Source organism: Foetidibacter luteolus, assembly GCF_009650435.1.
Classification (GTDB): domain Bacteria; phylum Bacteroidota; class Bacteroidia; order Chitinophagales; family Chitinophagaceae; genus Foetidibacter; species Foetidibacter luteolus.
Window position 1 is genome coordinate 1 of sequence record NZ_VVIP01000008.1, and the last position, 22,582, is coordinate 22,582.

Sequence of the window (22,582 nt, forward strand, 5' to 3'; positions counted from 1 at the left end):
TAAATCGTACTTGGGGGTGCCCCCAAGCTATCGCAAGGGGTCGGGCTTTCCGCTCATACTCCGCCACAAGGCCCTGCTGCAAAGGCTTCAGCGGGGTATCCGCTTCAATCCCTCACCCAAAGGTGCAACAGGCTGCACTTTGCGCAGGGTTGTCTAGTAACAAACTTCTTTAAAGCGATTGAACATCATTACCATATCACCGTACCGGGTGCATCAGGGGATTAAAGTCAAGGGTTTCTGTAACTGAAAAAATCTGCACAGAATCTTTCACCTGTATAACTTTCAGGGAGGGTTCCTTTAAAGTAGCGTGGTAATATACAGTCTTAATGCGTTGGCTTGTCTTAATATCCGTAACCGTAAAATCAAGAACCAACCTTCTCCTGGTATTTTCTTTCAAAAAAATACTATTCGAAACGTTCTGGTTGCCTTGCTCATGGCATGCGCATAGCATCCACATAATTAGTATCAGCAGTGGGTTCTTCAAAAAGGATATTTGCAGTAAAATTAGCCGCCTTTAAATAACAGCAAAATAAACCAGCTTGTTTTTAAGAAGCATATAAGCTCCTTCAGTTTTTTTCAATGTTTTCTGCTCATTTTTAAGAAATAATAAATCCATTCCTTCCGCATTCTATAACACAATTTGCTTACTGTGCAACACTATAAGGCGCATCGGCAGTATACTTATTGGTAAAGGGGAAATTGTCAATGCTTTAAACCCGCAAGTGGTTATTGCTGGCTTAAAGACTGATATCATAAAATTTTTTGTACAATATTGATTTTACAGGTTCATCTTTACATTTGTCCACTTTCCTGTAACGAGATTGTTTATGGCAGACTTTAAGAAAATATTCAGCGAATTTTCCACGGTTAAAGTGGCGGTTATCGGAGATATAATGCTGGACACCTATTGGTGGGGCAAGGTGGAGCGTATTTCGCCGGAAGCACCTGTGCCGGTAGTGGCGCTAAAAAGTAAGGAACTGAGGGTAGGCGGAGCCGCTAATGTGGCTTTTAACCTGGCTGCCCTGGAAGCCGAAACAACTGTTTTCTCTGTAATTGGCGATGATGCCGACGGGGAAACCCTGATTGGGCTTTTGCAGGATGCCCATATTGACACCAAATACATTGTGAAAAGCAGCGGCAGGATAACCACCAATAAAACACGCATTATGAGCCGTAACCAGCAAATGATGCGGCTGGATGCGGAAGTGACTGACGATATTGGCAAAGAAGATGAAGCTGCATTGTTGAACAGCTTCCAGAGTTTTGTAAAAAGGTACCAGCCGGCTGTAGTTATTTTCGAGGATTACAACAAGGGTGTTATCACCGAAAGCCTGATACAATCCGTAACCGCCATTTGCAAGGCTGCCGGCATTGTAGTGGCTGTTGACCCCAAGCGAAAGAACTTTTTCTCCTACAAATCCGTTGACATATTTAAGCCAAATCTTAAAGAGGTGAAAGAAGGGCTTAACCTGCTGAGTGACGAAGTAAGCCTTGACGCACTGAAGAACATTCATAACGAACTGCATAAAATACTGGAACATAAAATTTCCCTGATTACCCTATCTGAAAAAGGCGTGTTTTACCAGAAAGGTTCCGGGGCAAGAATTGTTCCTTCGCATATACGCAACATTGCTGATGTAAGTGGTGCAGGCGATACCGTGATAGCCGTAGCATCGCTGCTGTATGCGCTAACCAAAAATGTACGCCTGGCCGCTGAGGCAGCCAATATTGCCGGTGGCCTTGTTTGCGAAGAAGTAGGTACTGCAGCTATAAATAAACAGCGATTGCTGGAAGAGTGCGAAGAGTTGTTGAAAGAAGATAATTAGATACAACTTTTTGAGTGAAGGGGGCCTTGCATGTGCTCATATTACTTACATGGTTAAAATAAAATAGTTGCTGGCTCTAAGTAAAATACTACCTGGATTTGTGACTAGAATAGTTGCTATTGAGAGGATCTTACATGTGCTCACATGACTTACATGGTTAAAATAGAATAGTTACTGGCTCTAAGTAAAATATTACCTTGATTTGTCACTAAAAAAGTTGCTATTGAGAGGAGCTTACATGTGCTCACATGGCTTACATGGTTAAAATAAAATAGTTGCTATCCCTAAGTAAAATATACCTTGATTTGTCACTAAAAAAGTTGCTGTATGACGCCCTTTGAACCTATTATATCTTTTGCACAACAGATGGACAGCCTTGATGAACTGGCAGGTTTTAAAGAAGCCTTTCATTTCCCCCAACACGATGGCCGGGATGTAATTTATTTCTGTGGCAATTCGCTTGGCCTGCAGCCCAGGAATGTAGAAGCCGCCATTCAGCAGGAACTGGAATCATGGAAAACTTTAGGCGTGGAGGGCTATTTTCACGGCCCCAATCCCTGGTTATACTACCATGATTATGTTACGGAACCGTTAGCCAAACTGGTGGGCGCTCAAAAGCAGGAAGTAACGGTAATGAATACCCTTACGGTAAACCTGCACCTGCTGATGCTGAGCTTTTACAAACCTAGTGGTAAACGTTACAAGATTATGATGGAAGCCGGGGCTTTTCCATCTGACCAGTACGCCGTGGAAACCTTGCTGCTTCATTATGGCTATAACCCCGGTGAAGCTATTATTGAGGTAACGCCCCGGGAAAATGAAAAGCTATTGAGGGATGAAGACATTCTGCAAGCCATTGCAGAGCATGGGGAACATCTTGCCCTGGTATTGTTTGGCGGAATTAACTACTATACCGGGCAGTTGTTCAATATGGCGGCAATAACCGCCGCAGCCCACCAGGTCGGCGCTATTGCCGGGTTTGACCTGGCACATGTAACAGGCAATGTACCCGTACAACTGCATGACTGGAACGTAGATTTTGCCGTTTGGTGCAGTTACAAATACCTGAATGCCGGCCCTGGCGCCATCGGCGGCCTGTTTGTACATGAACGTCATGCCGTCAATACTGCCACACCAAGACTGGGTGGCTGGTGGGGCAATGATGAAAAAACACGCTTTAAAATGGAGAAAGGCTTTAGGCCAAAGGCTTCTGCCGGCGGCTGGAACATAAGTACGGCACAGGTTTTTAATACGGTGGCTTTAAAAGCCTCCCTGGAGCTTTTTGAGAAAGCTGGTATTGATAAACTAAGGAACAAAAGCATCAATCTTACGAAATATCTTTCTTTTCTTTTACAGCATTTGGCTAACCTGGATTTTGAAATTATTACACCGCCCGAACCTGGCAGGAGAGGGGCGCAGCTTTGCCTGTACTTTAAACAACAAGGAAGGGTTGTGCATGATAAATTAACGGCAAACGGCATAGTGGCAGATTACCGGGAACCGGGCGTAATCCGTGTAGCGCCGGCACCTTTGTACTGTTCCTTTGAAGATTGTTACAGGTTTTATGAAATAGTAAAAACCATATAACCGGATTTTTGCCGGAAGATGCGTTCATTTACAATTCGATGCTGTTTAGTTAAGCATGTCAGCCTGAGTTTAGAAACTTCGGAATCGAAGGCGGGTTCACGAAAGCAAGGTATATAAAAGTGGTTCGACAAGCTCAACCTGGCATTGGTTTCTTAACTAAATGGCATTGATTCACCATTCACCATTCACTACATGACCAAGCATTGCTTTTCTTACCTGGCCTTAGGAGATTCCTATACCGTGGGTGAAGGCGTAAGCCTGTTTGAAAATTTTCCATACCAGGCGGTACAAATGCTGCGGGGCAAGGGCCTGCATTTTCACGCACCGGAAATAGTGGCAAAAACAGGATGGACTACCAGCGAACTGGCTGAACACATATTGCATTCAAAACTAAACGAACAATACGATTTTGTGTCATTACTGGCGGGTGTAAATAACCAATACCGTGGGCTTAACATAGATGATTATGCAGCCGACTTTGAGTTTTTGTTGCGCAAGGCAATACACCTGGCAGGCGAAAATCCGCAACACGTAATAGTGTTGTCCATACCAGACTGGGGCATAACCCCTTTCGCCAAAAGCAAGAACCCACAAAAAATATCCCAGGAAATTGCCGGGTTTAACGCTGTTAACAGTAAACTGTCTGAGCAATATGAAACACAGTACGTAGATATTACCGGCAGTAGCCGCTCAGCAGGTAAAGATGATGAGAGGCTCGTCGCGGATAAACTTCATTATTCCGCGCTTGAGTATGCCCAGTGGGCACGGTTGATTGCTGGTATTATGCAAGAATGTGCCGGAAGAAAGTGAGATTGATCCATAAAGCACAATACAGGGAAAATTTTGCCATTGTTAAACTAACAGCCTGAATATGATAAATAAACAGGTTACACTACGGGTGAGGGATTGAAGCGGATACCCCGCTGAAGATATTGTGTGTTGGCTTTTGTGGCGGAGTAATAGCGAAAAGCCCGACCCCTTGCGATAGCTTGGGGGCACCCCCTATGCTTTAAAAATGGTATCGCTCAAAAACACACCACATCCTAAACAACAAAAGAGGTAAGCCTTCGCCACCTCTTTCCATTTTCGTATAACCGGTAATTTTATTTTTTCTTGTTGCCTTTGGGTGCAAACATAACAAGCATACGTTTACCCTCCATTTTGGGCAAGCCTTCAAGTACGCCTACTTCGCCCAAACGTTCTGCGAATTTCAGTAACAGCAACTGCCCCCTGTCCTGGAACATGATGGCACGGCCTTTAAACTGCACATAGGCTTTCACCTTGTTGCCGTCTTTCAAAAATTTTTCAGCATGTTTGGCTTTAAAATCGAAGTCGTGGTCATCGGTGCCGGGCGTGAAACGAATTTCCTTTACCTCGCTTTGCTTGGCATTGGCCTTCATTTCTTTTTCCTTACGCTTTTTCTCGTAAAGAAACTTTTTATAGTCAATCACCTTGCATACAGGAGGATCGGCATTTGGCGAAATTTCCACCAAATCCATTTCCTGTTGTTGTGCAATGCGCAAAGCTTCTTGCGTGGGGTAAATTCCAACTGTTACATTATCGCCTACCAATCTTACCTGCGGTACCCGTATTCTTTCGTTAATGCGGTGTTCCGGTTCCGGTTGCCTGTTAAATCTGGGGTTGAAGCGACCTCCACCCCCTCCCATTCTTTGTGGTAATGCCATTAAGTGTTGTTTTGTGAATAATTGTTTTTAAAGTTAAAAAGAACAGATTCAAGATTCTGTTATTCTGGCATATTAGTCCATTACGTAAAAATAATATTATTCGCCAGATTTTCGCTCCCTTATTTCATCTACAATTGTACCAATGAACTCGTCAACTGACAAACTGCCGGTATCGCCTTTGCCCTGCCTGCGCACAGAAAGCCTGCCTTCGGCTACCTCCTTTTCACCCAAAACCAGCATATATGGTACCTTACTTAGTTCGGCTTCACGAATTTTCTTGCCTATTTTCTCACTTCGGTCATCCATTTCTACCCTAACGCCAGCCTTGCGAAGTTTAGCTTTTACGTCGTGGGCATAGTCCAGGAATTTATCGCTGATAGGTAAAATCTTTACCTGCACCGGTGACAACCATACCGGTAGTTTGCCGGCATAGTGCTCCAGCAAAAAGCCGATAAAGCGTTCGTGGGTACCCAGCGGCGCACGGTGAATGATCAGCGGAGTGTCAGCCGAATTATCCGCCGTAGTGTACTGCAGTTTAAAGCTGCGGCCCTGCGAAAAATCCACCTGGTTGGTGGCCAGTGTAAATTCCCGGCCTATAACACTGTAAATCTGCACGTCTATTTTAGGCCCGTAAAAGGCCGCTTCGTCCTGCACTTCCACATAAGGAATGTTGGATTCTATCAGCACGTTGCGTACCATTTCTTCGGTTTCTTTCCATAGCTGCGGCTCATTTACGTATTTAACGCCCAGCTTCTCAGGAGAGTGCAGCGAAAGGCGCATCACATATTTGTCAACACCAAAAATCTTAAAGTACTTCAGGTACATTTCATTTACCGCCCTAAACTCGTCGTTAAACTGTTCTTTGGTACAGTAAATATGCGCATCGTTCATGTGCAGGCAACGTACACGCATCAGCCCGAATAATTCACCACTTTGCTCGTAACGGTATACAGTACCATACTCCGCAATCCTGTACGGTAAATCACGGTAACTTTTTGGCTCTGCCGCAAAAATTTTATGGTGGTGCGGGCAGTTCATGCTTTTCAGGTAGTATTTCTCGCCATCCAGTTCCATGGGCGGGTACATACTATCTGCATAGTAAGGCAGGTGGCCACTGGTAAGGTACATGCTTTCTTTGGCTATGTGCGGAGTTACCACACGCTTGTAGCCGCCATCTTCTTCAGTTTCCTTGGCCAGCTTTTCCAGTTCTTCAATAATAACCGTACCGTTGGGCAACCACATAATCAAACCCTGGCCCACATCATCATCCATGGTGTAAATGCCCAGTTCTTTGCCCAGTTTGCGGTGGTCTCTTTTCTTGGCTTCTTCCAGCAATGCCAGGTATTCATCCAGCTCTTTCTGGCTGGGGAAGGTAATACCGTACAGGCGGGTAAGCTGTTTGTTCTTTTCGTCGCCCTTCCAGTAAGCGCCGGCAATATTGGTAAGCTTTATAGCCTTTATAAAACCGGTATTGGGTATATGCGGCCCGCGGCATAAGTCAGTAAAGTTACCCTGGCTGTAAAAAGTAATCTTGCCATCTTCCAGGTTTTGCAGTAAGTCCAGTTTGTATTCATCGCCCTTGCCTGCAAAATATTCTACCGCCTCATTCTTCGGCATTTCCTTGCGCACATAAGCGTTGCTTTGTTTGGCAAGCTCATTCATTTTTTTCTCCAGCTTCGCCAGGTCTTCTTCGGTAAGTTTTTTATCGCCAAAGTCTATGTCGTAGTAAAAGCCGGGCGGGTTTACGGTAGCCGGGCCAACCCAGAATTTTACGCCGGGAAAAAGGCTCTCCACCGCTTCAGCCATCAGGTGCGCTGAAGAATGCCAGAATGTAGATTTACCCTCCGTATCGTTCCAGGTAAGCAGTTTAAGCGTTGCGTCTTCGTTCAGGGGGCGTGTTGCGTCCCAAACCTGTCCGTTAACGTTTGCCGCCAATACTTTTCTTGCCAATCCCTCGCTGATGGATTTGGCTACGTCAAGCGCAGTAACTCCTTTTTCAAACTGCTTAACCGCGCCATCGGGAAGTGTAATGTTAATCATACAATCAAATCCTTATCTTAGATTTTAGTAATGCTGCCCGCCAAACATTGGGGCGTTTTGCGGAACAGGGCTGCAAAAGTAGTAAATGCACCGCAGAGAACAGCAAAACATTCAATGCTGAAAATTTCATTTTTATATTTGAAATCAGGCGGACAAATGTGGTGGTCGGCGACATAGCCCTGTGGCGACTTCGTTGCGTCGCACTACTTTCATCGTTCTGTTTTTCATGGCATCTTTTCAGCCCGGGCGTAGAGATGCGACGCATCGCATCTCTACTGTAACCGCCTTGCAAAAAAAGCGTGCCGCACTTTCGGGTGAGGGATTGCAGCGGCTACCCCGGTGAGGCCATAGCAGCAGGGCTTTTGTGCCGGAGTAATAGCACAACCGAGGGAAAGCAACTAAATGTTGCTTTAACGAAGGTTGCGAACGCAGTTCTGCCCGGCCCGAGGTACGAGGGACACCCCAAAAAATTCTATTAAAGCAATGAAAGGTGATTGAGAACGACGGTATGTACGAAAAACATTAAACGACAATCTTCGTAAAACCTTAACTGTTTACGATTATTTTAAACTTTTACCATCAGCTACATTTGTACTATGAAGAGACTGGTATCCCTTATTATACTCTTTACTTTATCATTTAACCTTAATGCCCAGGAAATTACAGGCATCTGGCGGGGATATTTTATGTCGGGCCAGGGGTTATACCGGCAGAAATACAAATACGAAATACAGATTGAGCAATTGGAGAATAATGCACTTAATGGTGTAACCTATTCTTACCGTACTACCATTTTTTATGGCAAAGCCACCATGCGGGGCATTTACATGAAAACCGCAAAAAACATTTTAATACAGGAACTTAAACTGGTAGAACTTAAGATAGCTGACAAAAGCGAACCCTGTGTTATGACCTGTTACCTTGACTATGCCAGGGAGGGCGATTTGGAGATACTGGAAGGTACTTTTACCAGTGTAAATGCGAACACTAAAGCAGATTGTGGGGCAGGTACGGTATATCTTGAGAAGGTACCGGAATCTGATTTTCAGAAAGAAGACTTTTTGGTAAAGTATGAAAACAAGAAAAAGGAGGATGAGTTAGCTGCTAAAAAGAAGGCCGTTACGCCCAAAAGCAAAAAGCCTGCAGCAAGCGCCACCCTTGCCGGAAAAAGCAAGCCAAAAACCACGCAAAAACCTGTGGCAAAAGCCGGCAGTAATACCTCTACCCCTAAAAAACCGCCTGTAGCCAAAAGCAAAACAACACCAAAGAAACAGAGTACAACACCACCTGCAGGCCTGGCCAAAAAAGATACGGCGGCCCCGCTGGTAATAGTGCCGGAACAAAAGCAGCCTGAGCCGGAAGAGTTACCTAAACCTAAAATTAAAGTACCCGTACCGGCCATTATTAAAGAAAGGGAAAATACCCTGGTTAAAACTATAGCAACAACATCGGGCAACATTAAAATACAGTTGTATGATAACGGGGAAATAGATGGCGATACCATTACGGTGTATCATAATAACGAGGTAGTGGCATACAAAAAAGGCCTTAGTTACCAACCGGTAACGCTTAATATAAAAGCCACTGTTGACGACCCGGTACATGAATTTATCATGGTGGCCGATAACCTGGGAAAAATTCCCCCTAATACAGCGCTCATGGTAATAACCACCGGTGGCAAACGTTACGAACTCTTTATAACATCCACCGAACAAAAGAATGCCAAAGTAGTGATACAGTTTAAAGTACCGGGCAGCGATACATAACAGTCCACAAACAAGTTGTAAATACTCTACAATAAAAAAAGCCCTGTACGGGCTTTTTTTATTGTGTGTGGTTAACCGGTTTGCTTAAGATTTACAGATGCTTAAGTATTCCTTCATGGTTATCCTGCCACTAAGAAGATGCGTATATAAGATTGCCTGGTTAATTTCAGTTTCTTTCAGGGTGTTCACAACTTCTTTGTCATAAAATAGATCTTTAATCATTGCTTTCATAATTCATCATTTAAAATGTTACATGCATGTGTAAAGCCGTTACAGTGCGGCAATTACGTTTTGCTTAAATTTTTTGTAACAATCAATCGCGGAGATTCATATTGTGCAGGCCATCGGGTGGAATGTGTTCAGTTTGTCGGGCTGGCTGAATGTGTGCCTTTTACACTTTAATACCGGTTGTGAAGAAAGGTAACCTGCGTTAACAATTAATTATCAAACGAACGGGTATTAGTATAATAGTGAAGCTTGAATGTATTTTGCTTGAGGGTAGAATTGATTGCCAGGATTTGTGCATACAAAACCTGCATACAAAAATAGCGACGTGCAGCGCTTTTGGGTGAGGGATTGAAGCGGTTACCCCGGTGAAGCCATCGCAGCCCGGCTTTTGGGCCGCAGTAATAGCGCAAGTGAGGAAAAGCAACTGAATGTTGCTTTGCCGAGGGTTGCGAACAAAGTTCTGCCCGGCCCCAGGCACACCCCCTGAAAATGTAAGATGTTTCATGTGGGATATACGATGAAAAATCTACACACATGCCCCCAACGATACAAAACCTGTTTAGCTTTGAGCCAAACTTTTAAATGCTATATTTATATAGTATCTCTTTAACCAAAAAACAAATCTTTATCCTTTTATGAAAAAACTTGTTTCGCCGCATGGATTTTTTGAAAAAGAAGGCATAGCTGTTGTAAGAATTGTTACCGGCGTTTTTATGGCTTATCATGGTTTTGAAGTGTTTGACAGCACTAAAATGAATGATTACCGCCAATGGCTTACCGACCTTAAATTTCCGGCGCCCGTGTTTATGGCTTACCTGGGCAAGGGTACAGAGTTTGTGTGTGGCGTGTTGTTGGCTGTTGGACTGTTTACGAGGCTGGCAACCATACCGCTGATGATAACCATGTGCATCATAGCATTCGGTATGGGGCACGGTAAAATTTTTATGGAAGACCAGCATCCGTTTTTGTTTGTGCTGCTTTTAGCGGTTTTCTTTTTTGCGGGCCCGGGCAAATGGAGCATGGACCACTTATTCTTTAAATACAAAAGATAACACTACTGTGGTTAAACAGCCCAATAGATTTTCTGTGGAAAGCCATTAACTTCTGATTAAACCAGCTAACCATGTTACAACAATTTTGCCGGTTAATGGCAATTGCATCATTTTTGTTGGTGTATTCATGTTCATCAACCAAAAACCCAAATGATACAACTATGCAAATGAATGAAGAGCTGCATGTAATTGATTCGTTACTTAGAGACACGTCCTATGCCCTGGAAATAGCGAAAGCGCAGGAAGCATCTTATTATGAAGGCACAGGACAAACGGCGCCACCCTTTCTTGGTCCCGGCGAAGACACCGCGACAGTTACCAAAAGCGTAAAGGAGGAAAAAATAGCCATCAATCTTGCGGGCTTTTACGCATTGGAATGTGGTATTGGTATTTTAAGCGAACAGCAGAATACTACGCCTTATGCCATTCTTGACAAAATGGTTACAGGAAAAGCCGATAGCGGCGATGTATTCTTGCTTAACCGTTTTGCCAATGCTTCCTGGAAAGCCGGGCAGCCATTCCGCAGCCTGGAGCGGATACAGCGGCCCATTTTTATGGTTTTCAACTTTTTAAGCAAGCCTGAAGTTGACAAAGATTATAACCAGATAGTTACCGCGGGTAAAAAATTGCATGCAGCCATGCAGCCGGTAAGCAATGCCGGGTTAGAGGAGCAACTGCAATTACTTAAAAAACTTCTGCAGGATACAAGCTTCGCATTGTCTATGGCGGGTTATCTTGATTCATCCTACTACGTATCTCAAAACCAGCAGGCGCCGCCTTTTTTAACCCCGGAAGATGCAACAGCAACTGTTGCCAAGCCGGTTAAAGACCAAAAGATAGCTACTAATGTAGCCGGCTTTTATGCCTTGGAATGCGGGCTTAGTTTTTATGCGGCCAAAGAAAAGATATTGCCTTCGGTATTGCTGCAATCTATTCTCAAAGACAGCATCAGCAGTGATAAGAAACTTGTTTTCCTGCGCTTTGCCAACCTTACCTGGAAAGCGGGGCAGCCTTTCCGCGGCCTGGAAAGGATAACGAGGGACATTTTTATGCCCGCCCGGCTGCTGCCGGAAGATGAGGTGGAGAAGGATTGGGTACAGGTTAAAACGGCTGCCAAAATGTTATTGAATACCCTTAAAGCGGAAATGCAGGAGAAAGCGGTGGTTGAAGTTGCCACTAACTGATGTGGTATCAGCTTTTAGTATTGGCATACAACAAGTAAAGTAAATAAAAAAGTCACGGCCTAGGCCGTGACTTTTTTATTGTAAGAATGACGCTGTTAGTTAAAAAGATAACGTAGGCCTATCTGCATTTGCCAGCGGGAAAGGATGCCTGTATCATCCCTGAAACTGTTTACATAAGGAATTTGGTTGGTAGCATCCGCGTAAGGGAAAGAGTAGCGGGGTTTGCCTGCATTATCCTGTCCGGCAGGTACGATGCCTTCATACTTAAGAAAGCTGGCCGACTGAGAGCTGATATTGTATGGCGTATTCCAGGTTTTGTACACGCCCCAGTTTTTGTTGAGCAGGTTGCCCACATTAACAATATCCACAGACAGGCGCAAGGTGTGCTTTGTTTTTTCCTTTCCTGAAGTAAAGTAGAAATCCTGTGTAACATTCAGGTCAAGCCTTTTGTACCAGGGCATTACTACGCCGTTACGCTCTACGATTTTGCCTTTGTTGGCGCTCAGGTACGGATCCTGGTTAATAAAGTTGTTCAGTTGCGCCCATATCTGTGCGGCTGTCCTGGTATCGGTAATAGTGCCGCCACCCGTGTTAACCGGTACAAGTACAATGTCATCCTGGGCTTTGGGAATGTAGATAAGGTCGTTATTGCCACCGGTGCCGTCATTGTTAATATCGCCATTGTAGGTGTAAGAACCAACCCCTGCAGGCGCTGCTTCATAAATAAGGCCAATAGAAGTAGCGAAATGCTTGGCATATTCAAACCTGTAAGAAGCTGAAGCTATTACACGGTGTGGCAGGTAAAAGTTGGCATAACCAAGGTCTTCAGCATTGGGGTCGCCGGAAACTGGCCTGTCACGCCACATGCTGGCAGCGATAGAACCACCGTCATTCAGTGATTTTGATTTACTGTAAGTGTAAGCAGCGCTCAGGTACAGGTTGCGCATGCTTTTTTGCAACTGCAATGTTACATTATAAGCGTAACCCTTGTTGGAGTTGGTCATTAAGATGGCATTGCTGATGTTGGGGTTAGTAACAGTCGCTACCGGTTTGCCGCCCCATATTCTCGTGCTGTCATAACGGACCCTGGTATCAGAACCGGCGAATGCAACGCCAGTAGAGGGCAGGTTAACGTTTTGGAAGTAAACAGCATTGATATCTTTTGAATAGGTAAATTCCAAAGTGCCCACAATATCTCCCGGCAGCTTTTTATCTATCGCCAGGCTGGCTTTTAACACCTGGGGAAATTTAAAGTCTTTATCTGTAAATACCAGGTTGTAAGAAGTATTGGGTGCGGTTGCGGCAGGGCGGTAAGCGTCCATATCCGGGTTAAACGCCACGCCGGATGTGGTTGTAAAAGAACCAAACTGCACGCCGTTATTGCTGGCCTGGTTGCTTATCCATACAAAAGGAGGGGGGCCTGCAAATAGGCCAAGGCCACCACGTACCTGGGTTGATTTATCCCCGGTAACATCCCAGTTAAAACCAACACGGGGAGAGAACAGCAGGTTAGTGCCGGGTTTGGCGCCAACATCATACTTCTGCCCAAACCTGAAAGCAAGGTCCTTGGAATATTCGTTGCTCTCGAATTTGTTGTCAAAAATCGGAACATCTATACGTATGCCGTAAGTAAGGGTGAAGTTGTTCCTGATCCTCCATTTGTCCTGTGCAAAAACACCCAGCTCTTTAGAGCCCACATTGGCAAAAGGAAAAGAACCATCCTTGGTTACCGCGTATTGCAGGGTATAGCTAACAGCATTGGCAGCACCATTGATTGCACTGTTGTAAAAGTCTGCCAGCGTGTTAAAGCGGTACATGCCTACATAGTTAGGTGCAAAACCGTTCTTAAAGGTCTTAATGTAGTTCTGTGTACCGAAAGTTAACTCGTGAGCGCCTTTGAACAGCGTTACAATATCTGATACCTGGAAGATATTGGTGTTAAGCAGGTTGTTATAAGTAAAAGGCTCATAACCAAACGAAGTGTAAGTCTGGCCGATGCCGTTCATGATGTCTACCAGCGGAAAATTGCCGCCGGCCAGGCTTGAGCGGTAATCTCTCAAAGCTGTATAACCTACCTGGAACTTGTTGGATACCCTATTGCTGAACCTTGTGTTAAGTTCCGCTATAAAAATGTTGAAGTTGTTGTTGATGGTATAGCCATTACCGCTAAAACCCAGGCCGGTAGCGCTGCCACCACGCCCGTTGGTAGGTGCGCCGCTGGAACTGGCCGACTGATCCCTGAATGATTTAAGGTAGTTGTACTTAATGGTAAAAGTGTTGCTGTTATTAATATTCCAGTCAAGCTTAACGGTAACCTTATCGCTTTGTGTGCGGTAAGTGTAATCCTGGTATTGGCCGGGGTCGTAGCCGTATTTATCCACCAGGAACTGTCTTAGCGAATCCAGTGAACTGGCAGTAGCCTGCGATACGGTTATGCCATTGGCCTGCATATTGGGTGTTGCGGCCAGCCATGGTGTTGCCGGCTGCTTAAGCCTTTCCTGCTCGGCGCTTACAAAGAAGAATAGTTTGTTTTTAATGATGGGGCCGCCCAGGGAAAAGCCGCGGAGGTTATAGCTGAAATCCTGTTTGGGTACTTCAACGGTTCTTATTTTGTAACCCTGGGTACCAGGTCCTTTAAGATAGGTGTAAACAGATCCTTTAAACTGGTTGGTACCGCTGCGGGTAACAGAGTTGATACCGGTGCCTGAGAAACCGCCCTGGCGAACATCATAAGGAGAAATGTTTACCTGTATCTGCTCAATGGCGTCAAGGCTTATTGGTTGAGAGTTGGTTTGTCCACCCAATGTTGAAGAAAGCCCAAACGCATTGTTGAAGTTGGCGCCATCAACCGTAACATTGTTGTATAGGTTGTTACGGCCGCCAAAGCTTAAACCGTTGGCCGAAGGTGTAAGTTTGGTAAAGTCTTGTAAAGAGCGGTTGATGGTAGGCAGACGCTCAATTTGAGAACGGTTGATGATTTCCTGGCTGCCGGTGCGGTTGTTGTTAAAAACTTTGTCCTGCCGGTTAGCCCTAACTACCAGTTCAGTAAGGGTTGCTGTTTCCGCGTTAAGAGAAAAATCGGCCTTGAATTCCTGTCCCAGTATCAGGAAAACGCCTTCCTGTTTTTCCTCTTTAAATCCCACAAAAGATGCGGTAATAATGTAGGGGCCGCCTACACGCAGGTTGGGAAGGTTGTAACGGCCATCTTTACGGCTGCTGGTTACATACTTGGTACCTGTGGGCGTATGCACCGCGGTAATGCTGGCGCCGGCTACAGGCTCGTTGTTGTTAGAGATGACGCCGGTAATTTCGGAGGTGGTTTCCTGGGCCTTAATGCCGGCAATAGAAAATAAGCTCAGCATAAAGCCAAGAAGCAGTTTGATCGGTTTGCTCATGTGTTGCTTGTCTTTGGTTTTGCTGCAAAAGTGATAAATAATCGCCGATATGTTATTTGTACATATTATGAAATTATTAATAGACGTAAATATGATACTTATTACTATGTGATGATTTTTTATGTAACGAGGGTTTTATTTAACGATATCTAAAACGAGTTTTGAAAAAATGAATGTTTTCTCTCAATTACTGGCAGTTGATTAAGTAATAATTATTTTTTCCTGTCGCTAAAAAAAATTCATTGTGCAGTCATTATCTTGTAGTGCCCATGGTGTAGCCCGGTTTACACATAACAATCACTTAATCCCGTTTCAAGTTTTCTTACAAGGGCATGCAGTTATTTTGGGCCATGAATTTGGTAAGCGTTACAACTGCTTTTTCACGCAAGCGTTTGCATGATATGGATTCTATGGAATTGCTAACTTTAATAACCGCATATACCAGCCGCCATGAAAGAGTTGATTGCTGATAACGAAAACCACCTTGGTGAACACCAGTTGCTGAAACAGCTTCATTCAGGCAATGAAAATGCCCTTTTTAGCCTGATGATGCTTTACTATGCCGACCTTTTTAAGTATGCCGTAAAATTCTTGCGTAACCCCGATACGGCGAAAGATATTATCAACCAGTTTTTTGTTCATGTTTGGGATAGAAGAGAAAAGCTGGCTGAAGTAGTAAGCGTTAAGAATTACCTCGTTGTTTCGTTCAGGCATTTTTTACTGAAGCATTTGGAAATGATGAAGCGGGAAAAAGAATCCGGCTATAATTACCTGCAAACAGAAGCGTTGGCAGAACAGTCTTTTGAAGAATATGCGGGCCTTCATCAAAAAGATGCCGCATTATCCCATGCCTTGCAGCAAGCCATTAGTGCCTTGCCGGAGCGGCAAAAACAATTGGTGCAGCTAAGATTTTACGAGCAGCTTAGCTGCGATGAAATAGCGGAAAAAACATCCCTTAACATACGCACGGTTTATAATAAACTGCACGAAGCCATTAGCAGGCTGCGCAGCCCTGAGTTGGTAAGCAAGCTGAAAAAAATCATGTTCTCCGCTCTTTGGTAATTTTTTAAAGACCGTTTTCATTGTCCAGGCTGCATAGCTGCTATGAGGCTTTGGTTGTGTCACTCACTTGTACTGTACCGCTTTACTGAACAGCAAAGGCAGCATCCCGCAGCATTGCAAACAGTCATTAATCTGCTTCTCAAATGCCTGTCGTCTTAATACTTGCCACTGTGATGGATCGCCCCAGCCTGTAAATTTATCTACCTGCCATACAACAGGGTAATACGATTGTTCAAAAGTCGCCATAAAAATAAATCTTACCAGGTAATGCTGCGGGATGCGGAATATGCAGCCGCCAATAGCGGTGCAGTACAAGTGAGTGACACAACGAAGCTTGCCATGAAAAACTAAAGTTGGTGCCCAAAAAAAAATTTTGTTTTAAGCGGGTAAAAAATAAAGGCATCCGTATCATTTATAAAAACAAGGGTTCATGCAAGGCAAAATTTACACGGTGGAAGAGTTAATGTGCGATGAAAGCTTTGTAAACTTTTGTCTTAACGCGGCTGGCGAAGAAACGCTGCAGTGGAAAATGGTTATGGATGCATTGCCCGAGCAAAAAGAAGTGTTTGAGCAGGCGGCTAAAATGGTATGGCTGCTGCATGGCAAGCTGTCAAAAGAAGATGTGGAACAACAGGTACGCCAGGTGCAGGGCATGTTGCTTTTAAGAAAAACTTTTGAGCAAAAGGAAATTACAGGACAGGAAGAGGATAGCAAAACAGCGCCGGTTAAAAGTTTGTATAGAAGATTTTTGCCGCTTACGGCAGTAGCAGCCGCTGTAATAATTGTTTTTACCCTGTTTTTTTTTAATGGCGGAAAAGGTGAGGCTTCAGTAACAAAGCCATTGGCAGTAACAAAAGAGCAGAGTTCTTTTGGCCAGCGCCGAAAGCTGCAACTTCCGGATGGTACAACAGTAACCTTAAACTCCCTGGCCAGCATTACCTGGGATGAAAATTATAATAAGCAGGACAGGCGGGTAAGCCTTAGTGGCTCCGCCTTTTTTGAAGTGGCCAAAAACCCGGCGAAACCTTTTACAGTAACCAGCGGACAGCTTGCCACTACCGCCTTGGGTACATCGTTCTATGTGCACACAGCACCGGCCGCCACGAATACAACTGTGTCTTTGCTGGAAGGTAAAATACAGGTAGCGCCATCGGATAGTAAAAGCTTTGTAAAACCTGTTATTGTAATCCCGGGTGAAGAGGCTGCATGGAGCAAAGCTGGAATACGCAAACAATCATTTGATGCATCAGGAGTGCAGGAGTGGCTATCCAATAAAATAGTGTTTAATAAAACCCCGTTGCAGCAAGCGGTTAAAAAGCTTTCTGAATGGTATAATGTTGAAATAATCCTGCAGGATAAAAGCCTGGCTAAGCAAACAGTAACGGCAACATACGAAAACCAATCATTGCAGGATGTATTGAGTGTAATATGCTTTAGCTTAAACAGCAACTATAAAATTCAGGAACAACATACAATAGTTATATACTAACCTTTTTGTTAACCGAAACAATCTAAAACTGCGTATATGAAAAGTATCCCCATTGCAGGGTATTGCAGGCAAATGGCCGCATGGTTTTTTTGCGCTGTACTCCTTCTAAACACCATTTATGTGCATGCTTCTCCGGCTTCAAGTCAAAGAAAGATGCTTGGCTTTGAAAGTACCACGGCTGAAAAAGTAATACTTCATTTAGAAGCGGCCTTTTCTGTAAAGTTTACTTACAATCCTTCGCTAAGCAACCTTCAAAAAAAGATTACACTGGTTAAAAAAGAAAGAACGCTGGATGAAACGCTGGATGAAGTAGCTGAAAAAGCGATGCTGAAATTTGTAAAAGTAGGTAACCTTATTGGCGTGCAGGCCGCGCAGGTGTACAAGGCCAGTTACATGGCGGCGTATATGCCGGCCTTTACTGTAAAAGGTATTGTGGTAGATGATAAGCAAAGCCCCGTTGTTGGCGCATCTGTAGTAAACAAAAGAACCAACAGCGGAACCGCTACGGATGAAAAAGGCGCCTTTAGCATTAGTGCGGAAAAAGGAGATGTACTCGCTGTGTCCTACGTTGGGTTTTCCACACAGGAAATAACCATTAACGAAGACAAGTTGTACTCGGTTATATTACAGGCAGATGTAAGTGCCGTTAACGAAGTAGTGGTTACAGCGCTGGGCATTAAAAAGGAAAAAGCCAGGCTGGGCTATGCTGTACAGGAAGTAAAAGGTGAAAACCTGGTTAAAGCGCCTGAGCCTAATATGATCAATTCTCTTACCGGCAGGGTAGCGGGTTTGCAGGTATATAACTCTACTGACCTGTTTCAAAACCCCTCTATTTACCTAAGGGGCAGGCAGCCGTTGATTGTTATTGACGGGGTGCCCGACCAATCTGCAGATTTTTGGAAAATCAACTCCAACGATGTAGAAAACATCAGTGTGCTTAAAGGCGCCACCGCTTCTGCATTGTACGGTTCTATCGGCCAGAATGGTGCCATTATGATTACTACAAAAAGAGGTAAAGGAAAAGACCTGGTGGTAGATTTTAATTCATCTACCATGTTCCAGCCCAGCTTTATACGCATACCAGATGTGCAAACGCAATATGGCAACGGCTATAAAGGCCAGTACGCATTTGTAGATGGTTCCGGTGGCGGCACAGAAGGCGCCGGCTGGATATGGGGCCCAAAACTTGACCAGCGGGATGCTAATACCCCCAGCGGTTATTGGGAAACCACACAATACGACAGCCCTATTGACCCGAACACCGGTGAAAGGGTGCCTACAGCTTTCTTATCAAGGGGTAAAGACAATGTAAAAAACTTTTTCAGAACGGGTATTGTAAGCAGCAACAGCATCAGTATTTCCAAGGGTAACGAAAAAGGAAGTTTCCGTACTTCCGCGTCGCACATATACCAATTGGGTATCGTGCCTAATACGCAGTTGAACAACAGTTCTTTCAGTGTGGCAGGTAACTACAACCTGACAGAAAAACTGAATGTAGATGCACGCCTTACCTATAACCGCCAGTACACACCCAATTTTCCTGAAACTGGTTACGGCCCTACCAATTACCTGTACAACCTGGTATTGTGGACAGGCCCTGATGTTGACGTAAAAACCCTGCGCAATTACTGGGCGCCGGGGCAGGAGGGTATCCAGCAATACCACTATAATAATTCCTGGTACAACAACCCTTACTTCCAGGCGTATGAATACCTGCGTTCTTATTATAAAGACAATACGTTTGGCTCGCTTACCTTGTCGTATAAGATCAATAATGATTTCAGCGCCAAGTTCAGGACAGGCGCCAACATTTACGGCCTTAACCGGGATATAAAGGAACCTAAGAGTTATGTAGGTTACAGCAATAAATCATTGGGTAATTATTATGTTACAGATGAAAGCTATTTTGACATAGTTAACGACCTGATGCTGGAATACGAACACCAGTTTACCGGCAATTTTAAGTTGCATGCATTGGCCGGTGGCTCTAACTACTACCGCAACTTTAAAGGCCGTTACAGCAATACGGATGGCCTAACTATTCCAGGCTTTTATAACCTGGCCAATTCCATTAATCCAACAAAATCCACCAACAATTTTGAGGAAAGAAGAACCGCCAGTTTGTACGGCTATGTTGACCTGGAGTTCCTGAATTCAATTTATGTTTCAGCCACAGCCAGGCAGGATAAAATATCAACGCTGCCAATAGCCAACAATACCTATTTCTATCCTTCGTATTCGGCTTCGGTAGTTATATCACAACTTGCCAGGTTACCAAAAGTAATTTCGTATCTTAAAGCAAGAGCATCTTGGTCAACAGTCTCAAGCGGCACATTGCTGGATGACGATTACACATATAGCTATATACCAGCTTATAACAATGGCACTATATGGAATGGGACTCCATCATTGGTGTATGGACCTGAACAGATAAGCAGCGATCTTAAACCACAAACATCACATTCCTGGGAAGGTGGCCTGGAAATAAGGCTGTTCAACAGCAGGCTGTCGTTTGATGTTACGTATTTCCAAACAAGAGACGCAAATAATATAAGTAAAATACCGGTATCCAATACCAGTGGTTATAGTTCTTTCCTGGTTAATGGGCATATTTTTCAACGTAGGGGGCTTGAAATTATAGCTTCTGGAACACCTGTTAAATCGGCAAACTTCCGTTGGGATGTTACTGCCAACTTCAGCACCTACCGCCGCTACCTGAAAGAAATTTATAACAACGAGGAAAGGTTGGATAATTTGCGTGTAGGCGATAATACCGACAAAATTTTCGACTGGACTTACGCCACAGATCCATCAGGCAATATCATCTATGAAAACAATGGTTTCCCGTTGTGGAACAGTTTTGTAAGCTATCGCGGTAACTCTGATCCTAAATGGACTTACGGCCTTGAAAACTCGTTCAATTACAAAAACTATTCACTCAAAATTTTGGTGGATGGAAGAATTGGCGGGTTAATGTACTCTACCACCAACCAAAAAATGTGGTGGGGCGGTACGCACCCTGGCACTGTTAACCAGTTTAGGGATGATGCCAATGCAGGCAATGCAACTTATGTTGGTCAGGGTGTGGTAGTGGTATCAGGCGAAGTGCAGTACGATGCCAATGGCAATATAACCAGCGATACAAGAAAGTTTGCCCCTAACACAACAGCCGTTAACTATATAGATTATATGGTTAATACCAGTAACGCGGCTTATGTAAACTATAACTATTATTCTCAAACTTTCTTAAAGCTAAGGGAGGTTACTTTCTCCTGGCAACTGCCGGCAGCATGGTTAAGCAACAGCTTCTTTAAAAGTGCAAGCTTTGGTCTTGTAGGCCGTAACCTGTTGCTGTTTTCTAAATTGCCTAATGTAGATCCGGACCCACGTAGCGATAACCTGCAAACACCGGCTACACGTAACATTGGCTTCAACGTAAACCTTAAGTTTTAATCAACCAAGCAAGAATAATATGAAACATATACATATAGCGGCTTTTATACTGTTAACCGGTATATGCTGCAGTTGCAAAAAGTTCAGCGATTTCCAGGTTGACCCTAACCGCACAACACAGGCTACCCCCAACCTGTTACTTACTTCTATTGAAATAACAGCTTTTAACGAAGTGTCACTGGCATCATCGCTGGCCAGCAGGTACATTGTATATACAGATGGTGTTAACAATAACCAGTATTATGGCTGGCAGCGTGGCGGCTTTGGCGATTATGATAACCTGCGCCAGGTAATGAAAATGGAAAATGAAGCAATGCGTGTAAACAAGCCTGCTTACATGGCCATAGCCAAGTTTTTTAAATCCTATTACATCATCCGGCTAACACAAACTTTTGGTGATGTACCTTATACCAACGCATTACAGGGGGATTCTTCCAATTTCAAACCTGTTTATGATAAGCAACAGGACATCTATGTTAAAGTGCTGGATGAGTTGAAAGCAGCCAATGCCATGCTCACTGATGAGTCTGAAGCTTTGCAGGGGGATGTAGTATATGCCGGCGATATCAGGAAATGGAAAAGGCTCATCAATTCTTTCTCACTGCGTGTCTTAATGAGCCTGTCTCGAAAAGAAAGCGATGCGGCAGTGCAGGTAAAGCAACGGTTTACTGAAATTGTTTCCAATACGTCGCAGTACCCGCTTATAGAAAGCAATGCGGATAATGCCAAGCTTACTTTCCATGACCTCGCAGGCAACAGGTACCCAACGTTCAATAACAACGATATGCAAACAGCTTACTACATGGAAGCTTCTTTTGTTAATCTGTTGAAAGGCCTGAAAGACCCACGCCTCTTCTCCTTTGCTGAGAAAGCGGCCAAATTTAGCAACCTGCCCGATGGCGATTTTACGGCCTATGCCGGTGTGCCTGCCAGCGCCCCTGTAAACGATAATACAGCGCAAACAACGCAGGGCATCATTTCAAAAATCAACCAGCGTTATTACAAGAGTGCGGTTAACGAGGCATGCCTGGTGTTAAGCTACGCCGAATTGCAGTTTATACTTGCTGAAGCCGCTGCAAGGGGATGGATAAGTGGTAACGCTGCCACCTGGTATAAAAACGGCATAGAGGCATCTTTCGATTTCTATGGTATAGATGCGGATGATTATGTTGCCCAGCCTGCTGTGCAATTGCAGCCCGGTAAAGAAATACAGGGCATCATTACCCAAAAGTATATTTCTACTTTTATGAATTCCGGTTGGTTGCCTTTTTACGAGCAACGCAGAACTGGTTTCCCGGCATTTGATGTTTCCGGCGATGGTATGTTGAACAACAAAAGAATTCCTGCCAGGTGGATGTATCCTGAAAATGAGCTTAAGTATAACCAGGAAAATGTTACGTCTGCCATATCCGGCCAATACAGTGGCGATGATGATATCAATGGCCAAATGTGGTTGCTGAAGTAGCAGTGTGCCGTACGCAGCTAAAAGTGAAGAAATTTTTTAGGGGGTGTCCCTCGTGCCTCGGGCCGGGCTTTCCGCTCATACTCCGGCACAAGGCCCATGCACAGGGGCCTTCACCGGGGTATCCGCTGCAATCCCTCACCCAAAGTGTAACCTGTTGGTTTTTTGTATAAAGGTTGCTGTTTTAAAACAAAAGGCCGGTTTGCTTTAGCATAGCAACAGCATAAGTGGTGGTGGTTGTAAAGTTGTATTGTTTAAAAAATTTTAAAAATAGATAGTGTTAACAGCCGTTTGGCCTAACAGCGTATATTGCTTCCGGTAATTCTATAGCGCATGGATGTTGAATACCATCC

15 protein-coding genes are annotated in these 22,582 nt (G+C 44.3%); 10 read left to right on the top strand and 5 right to left on the bottom strand.

All coding sequences use genetic code 11. The features are described from left to right. Positions 1-196: 196 nt before the first annotated feature. Entirely contained in the window at positions 197-484 is a 288-nt protein-coding gene (locus F0364_RS01975; RefSeq protein WP_153796074.1) for a hypothetical protein, read from the bottom strand. Between the two features lie 343 nt (positions 485-827). Here F0364_RS01975 and F0364_RS01980 point away from each other — a divergent pair, with 343 nt between their 5' ends. The 3 genes from F0364_RS01980 to F0364_RS01990 all read left to right on the top strand — a co-directional run bounded on the left by F0364_RS01980 (position 828) and on the right by F0364_RS01990 (position 4,223). Beyond that, positions 828-1,826: a bifunctional heptose 7-phosphate kinase/heptose 1-phosphate adenyltransferase gene (locus tag F0364_RS01980; RefSeq protein ID WP_153796075.1), complete on the top strand. Its 999-nt coding sequence runs from the start codon at positions 828-830 to the stop codon at positions 1,824-1,826. A gap of 327 nt (positions 1,827-2,153) precedes the next feature. Continuing rightward, entirely contained in the window at positions 2,154-3,413 is a 1,260-nt protein-coding gene (gene kynU, locus F0364_RS01985) for a kynureninase (RefSeq protein WP_153796076.1), read from the top strand. Between the two features lie 192 nt (positions 3,414-3,605). Next, a complete protein-coding gene (locus tag F0364_RS01990) occupies positions 3,606-4,223 on the top strand; it encodes an SGNH/GDSL hydrolase family protein (RefSeq protein WP_153796077.1) in 618 nt (205 codons plus the stop codon). A 293-nt stretch (positions 4,224-4,516) separates the two neighbouring features. Here the strand turns inward: F0364_RS01990 and infC are convergent, their stop codons facing one another. Both infC and thrS read right to left on the bottom strand, forming a co-directional pair. Continuing rightward, positions 4,517-5,098: a translation initiation factor IF-3 gene (gene infC / locus F0364_RS01995; protein ID WP_235920990.1), complete on the bottom strand. Its 582-nt coding sequence runs from the start codon at positions 5,096-5,098 to the stop codon at positions 4,517-4,519. 96 nt (positions 5,099-5,194) lie between these two features. Next, positions 5,195-7,138 carry a threonine--tRNA ligase gene (gene thrS / locus F0364_RS02000; protein WP_153796078.1) on the bottom strand — a complete coding sequence of 648 codons (1,944 nt, stop codon included), beginning with the start codon at positions 7,136-7,138 and terminating at the stop codon, positions 5,195-5,197. A gap of 596 nt (positions 7,139-7,734) precedes the next feature. On the opposite strand from thrS, the gene F0364_RS02005 reads away from it, so the two are divergent. Further along, on the top strand, positions 7,735-8,904 hold the full coding sequence (locus F0364_RS02005; RefSeq protein ID WP_153796079.1) for a hypothetical protein: 1,170 nt from the start codon (positions 7,735-7,737) through the stop codon (positions 8,902-8,904). Positions 8,905-8,988: 84 nt separating this feature from the next. Here the strand turns inward: F0364_RS02005 and F0364_RS28810 are convergent, their stop codons facing one another. Then, positions 8,989-9,126: a hypothetical protein gene (locus F0364_RS28810; protein WP_207632474.1), complete on the bottom strand. Its 138-nt coding sequence runs from the start codon at positions 9,124-9,126 to the stop codon at positions 8,989-8,991. 641 nt (positions 9,127-9,767) lie between these two features. On the opposite strand from F0364_RS28810, the gene F0364_RS02010 reads away from it, so the two are divergent. Together F0364_RS02010 and F0364_RS02015 are read left to right on the top strand one after the other, a co-directional pair. Next, entirely contained in the window at positions 9,768-10,184 is a 417-nt protein-coding gene (locus tag F0364_RS02010; protein WP_153796080.1) for a DoxX family protein, read from the top strand. A 161-nt stretch (positions 10,185-10,345) separates the two neighbouring features. Further along, positions 10,346-11,368, top strand: a complete 1,023-nt coding sequence (locus tag F0364_RS02015; protein WP_153796081.1) for a hypothetical protein — start codon at positions 10,346-10,348, stop codon at positions 11,366-11,368. A 95-nt stretch (positions 11,369-11,463) separates the two neighbouring features. Here F0364_RS02015 and F0364_RS02020 read toward each other — a convergent pair whose 3' ends face one another. Further along, positions 11,464-14,763, bottom strand: coding sequence for a TonB-dependent receptor (locus tag F0364_RS02020; RefSeq protein WP_235920991.1), 3,300 nt, complete (start codon positions 14,761-14,763; stop codon positions 11,464-11,466). Positions 14,764-15,213: 450 nt separating this feature from the next. On the opposite strand from F0364_RS02020, the gene F0364_RS02025 reads away from it, so the two are divergent. The 4 genes from F0364_RS02025 (at position 15,214) to F0364_RS02040 (ending at position 22,232) form a co-directional block, all read left to right on the top strand. Then, complete coding sequence (locus F0364_RS02025; RefSeq protein ID WP_153796082.1) at positions 15,214-15,825, top strand: RNA polymerase sigma factor; 612 nt, start codon at positions 15,214-15,216, stop codon at positions 15,823-15,825. A gap of 430 nt (positions 15,826-16,255) precedes the next feature. Further along, positions 16,256-17,314, top strand: coding sequence for a FecR family protein (locus F0364_RS02030; protein ID WP_153796083.1), 1,059 nt, complete (start codon positions 16,256-16,258; stop codon positions 17,312-17,314). A gap of 36 nt (positions 17,315-17,350) precedes the next feature. Next, positions 17,351-20,767 (top strand): SusC/RagA family TonB-linked outer membrane protein, encoded by a 3,417-nt coding sequence (locus F0364_RS02035; protein WP_153796084.1) that lies wholly within the window; start codon positions 17,351-17,353, stop codon positions 20,765-20,767. A gap of 19 nt (positions 20,768-20,786) precedes the next feature. Further along, positions 20,787-22,232, top strand: coding sequence for a SusD/RagB family nutrient-binding outer membrane lipoprotein (locus F0364_RS02040; protein ID WP_153796085.1), 1,446 nt, complete (start codon positions 20,787-20,789; stop codon positions 22,230-22,232). Positions 22,233-22,582: the final 350 nt, after the last annotated feature.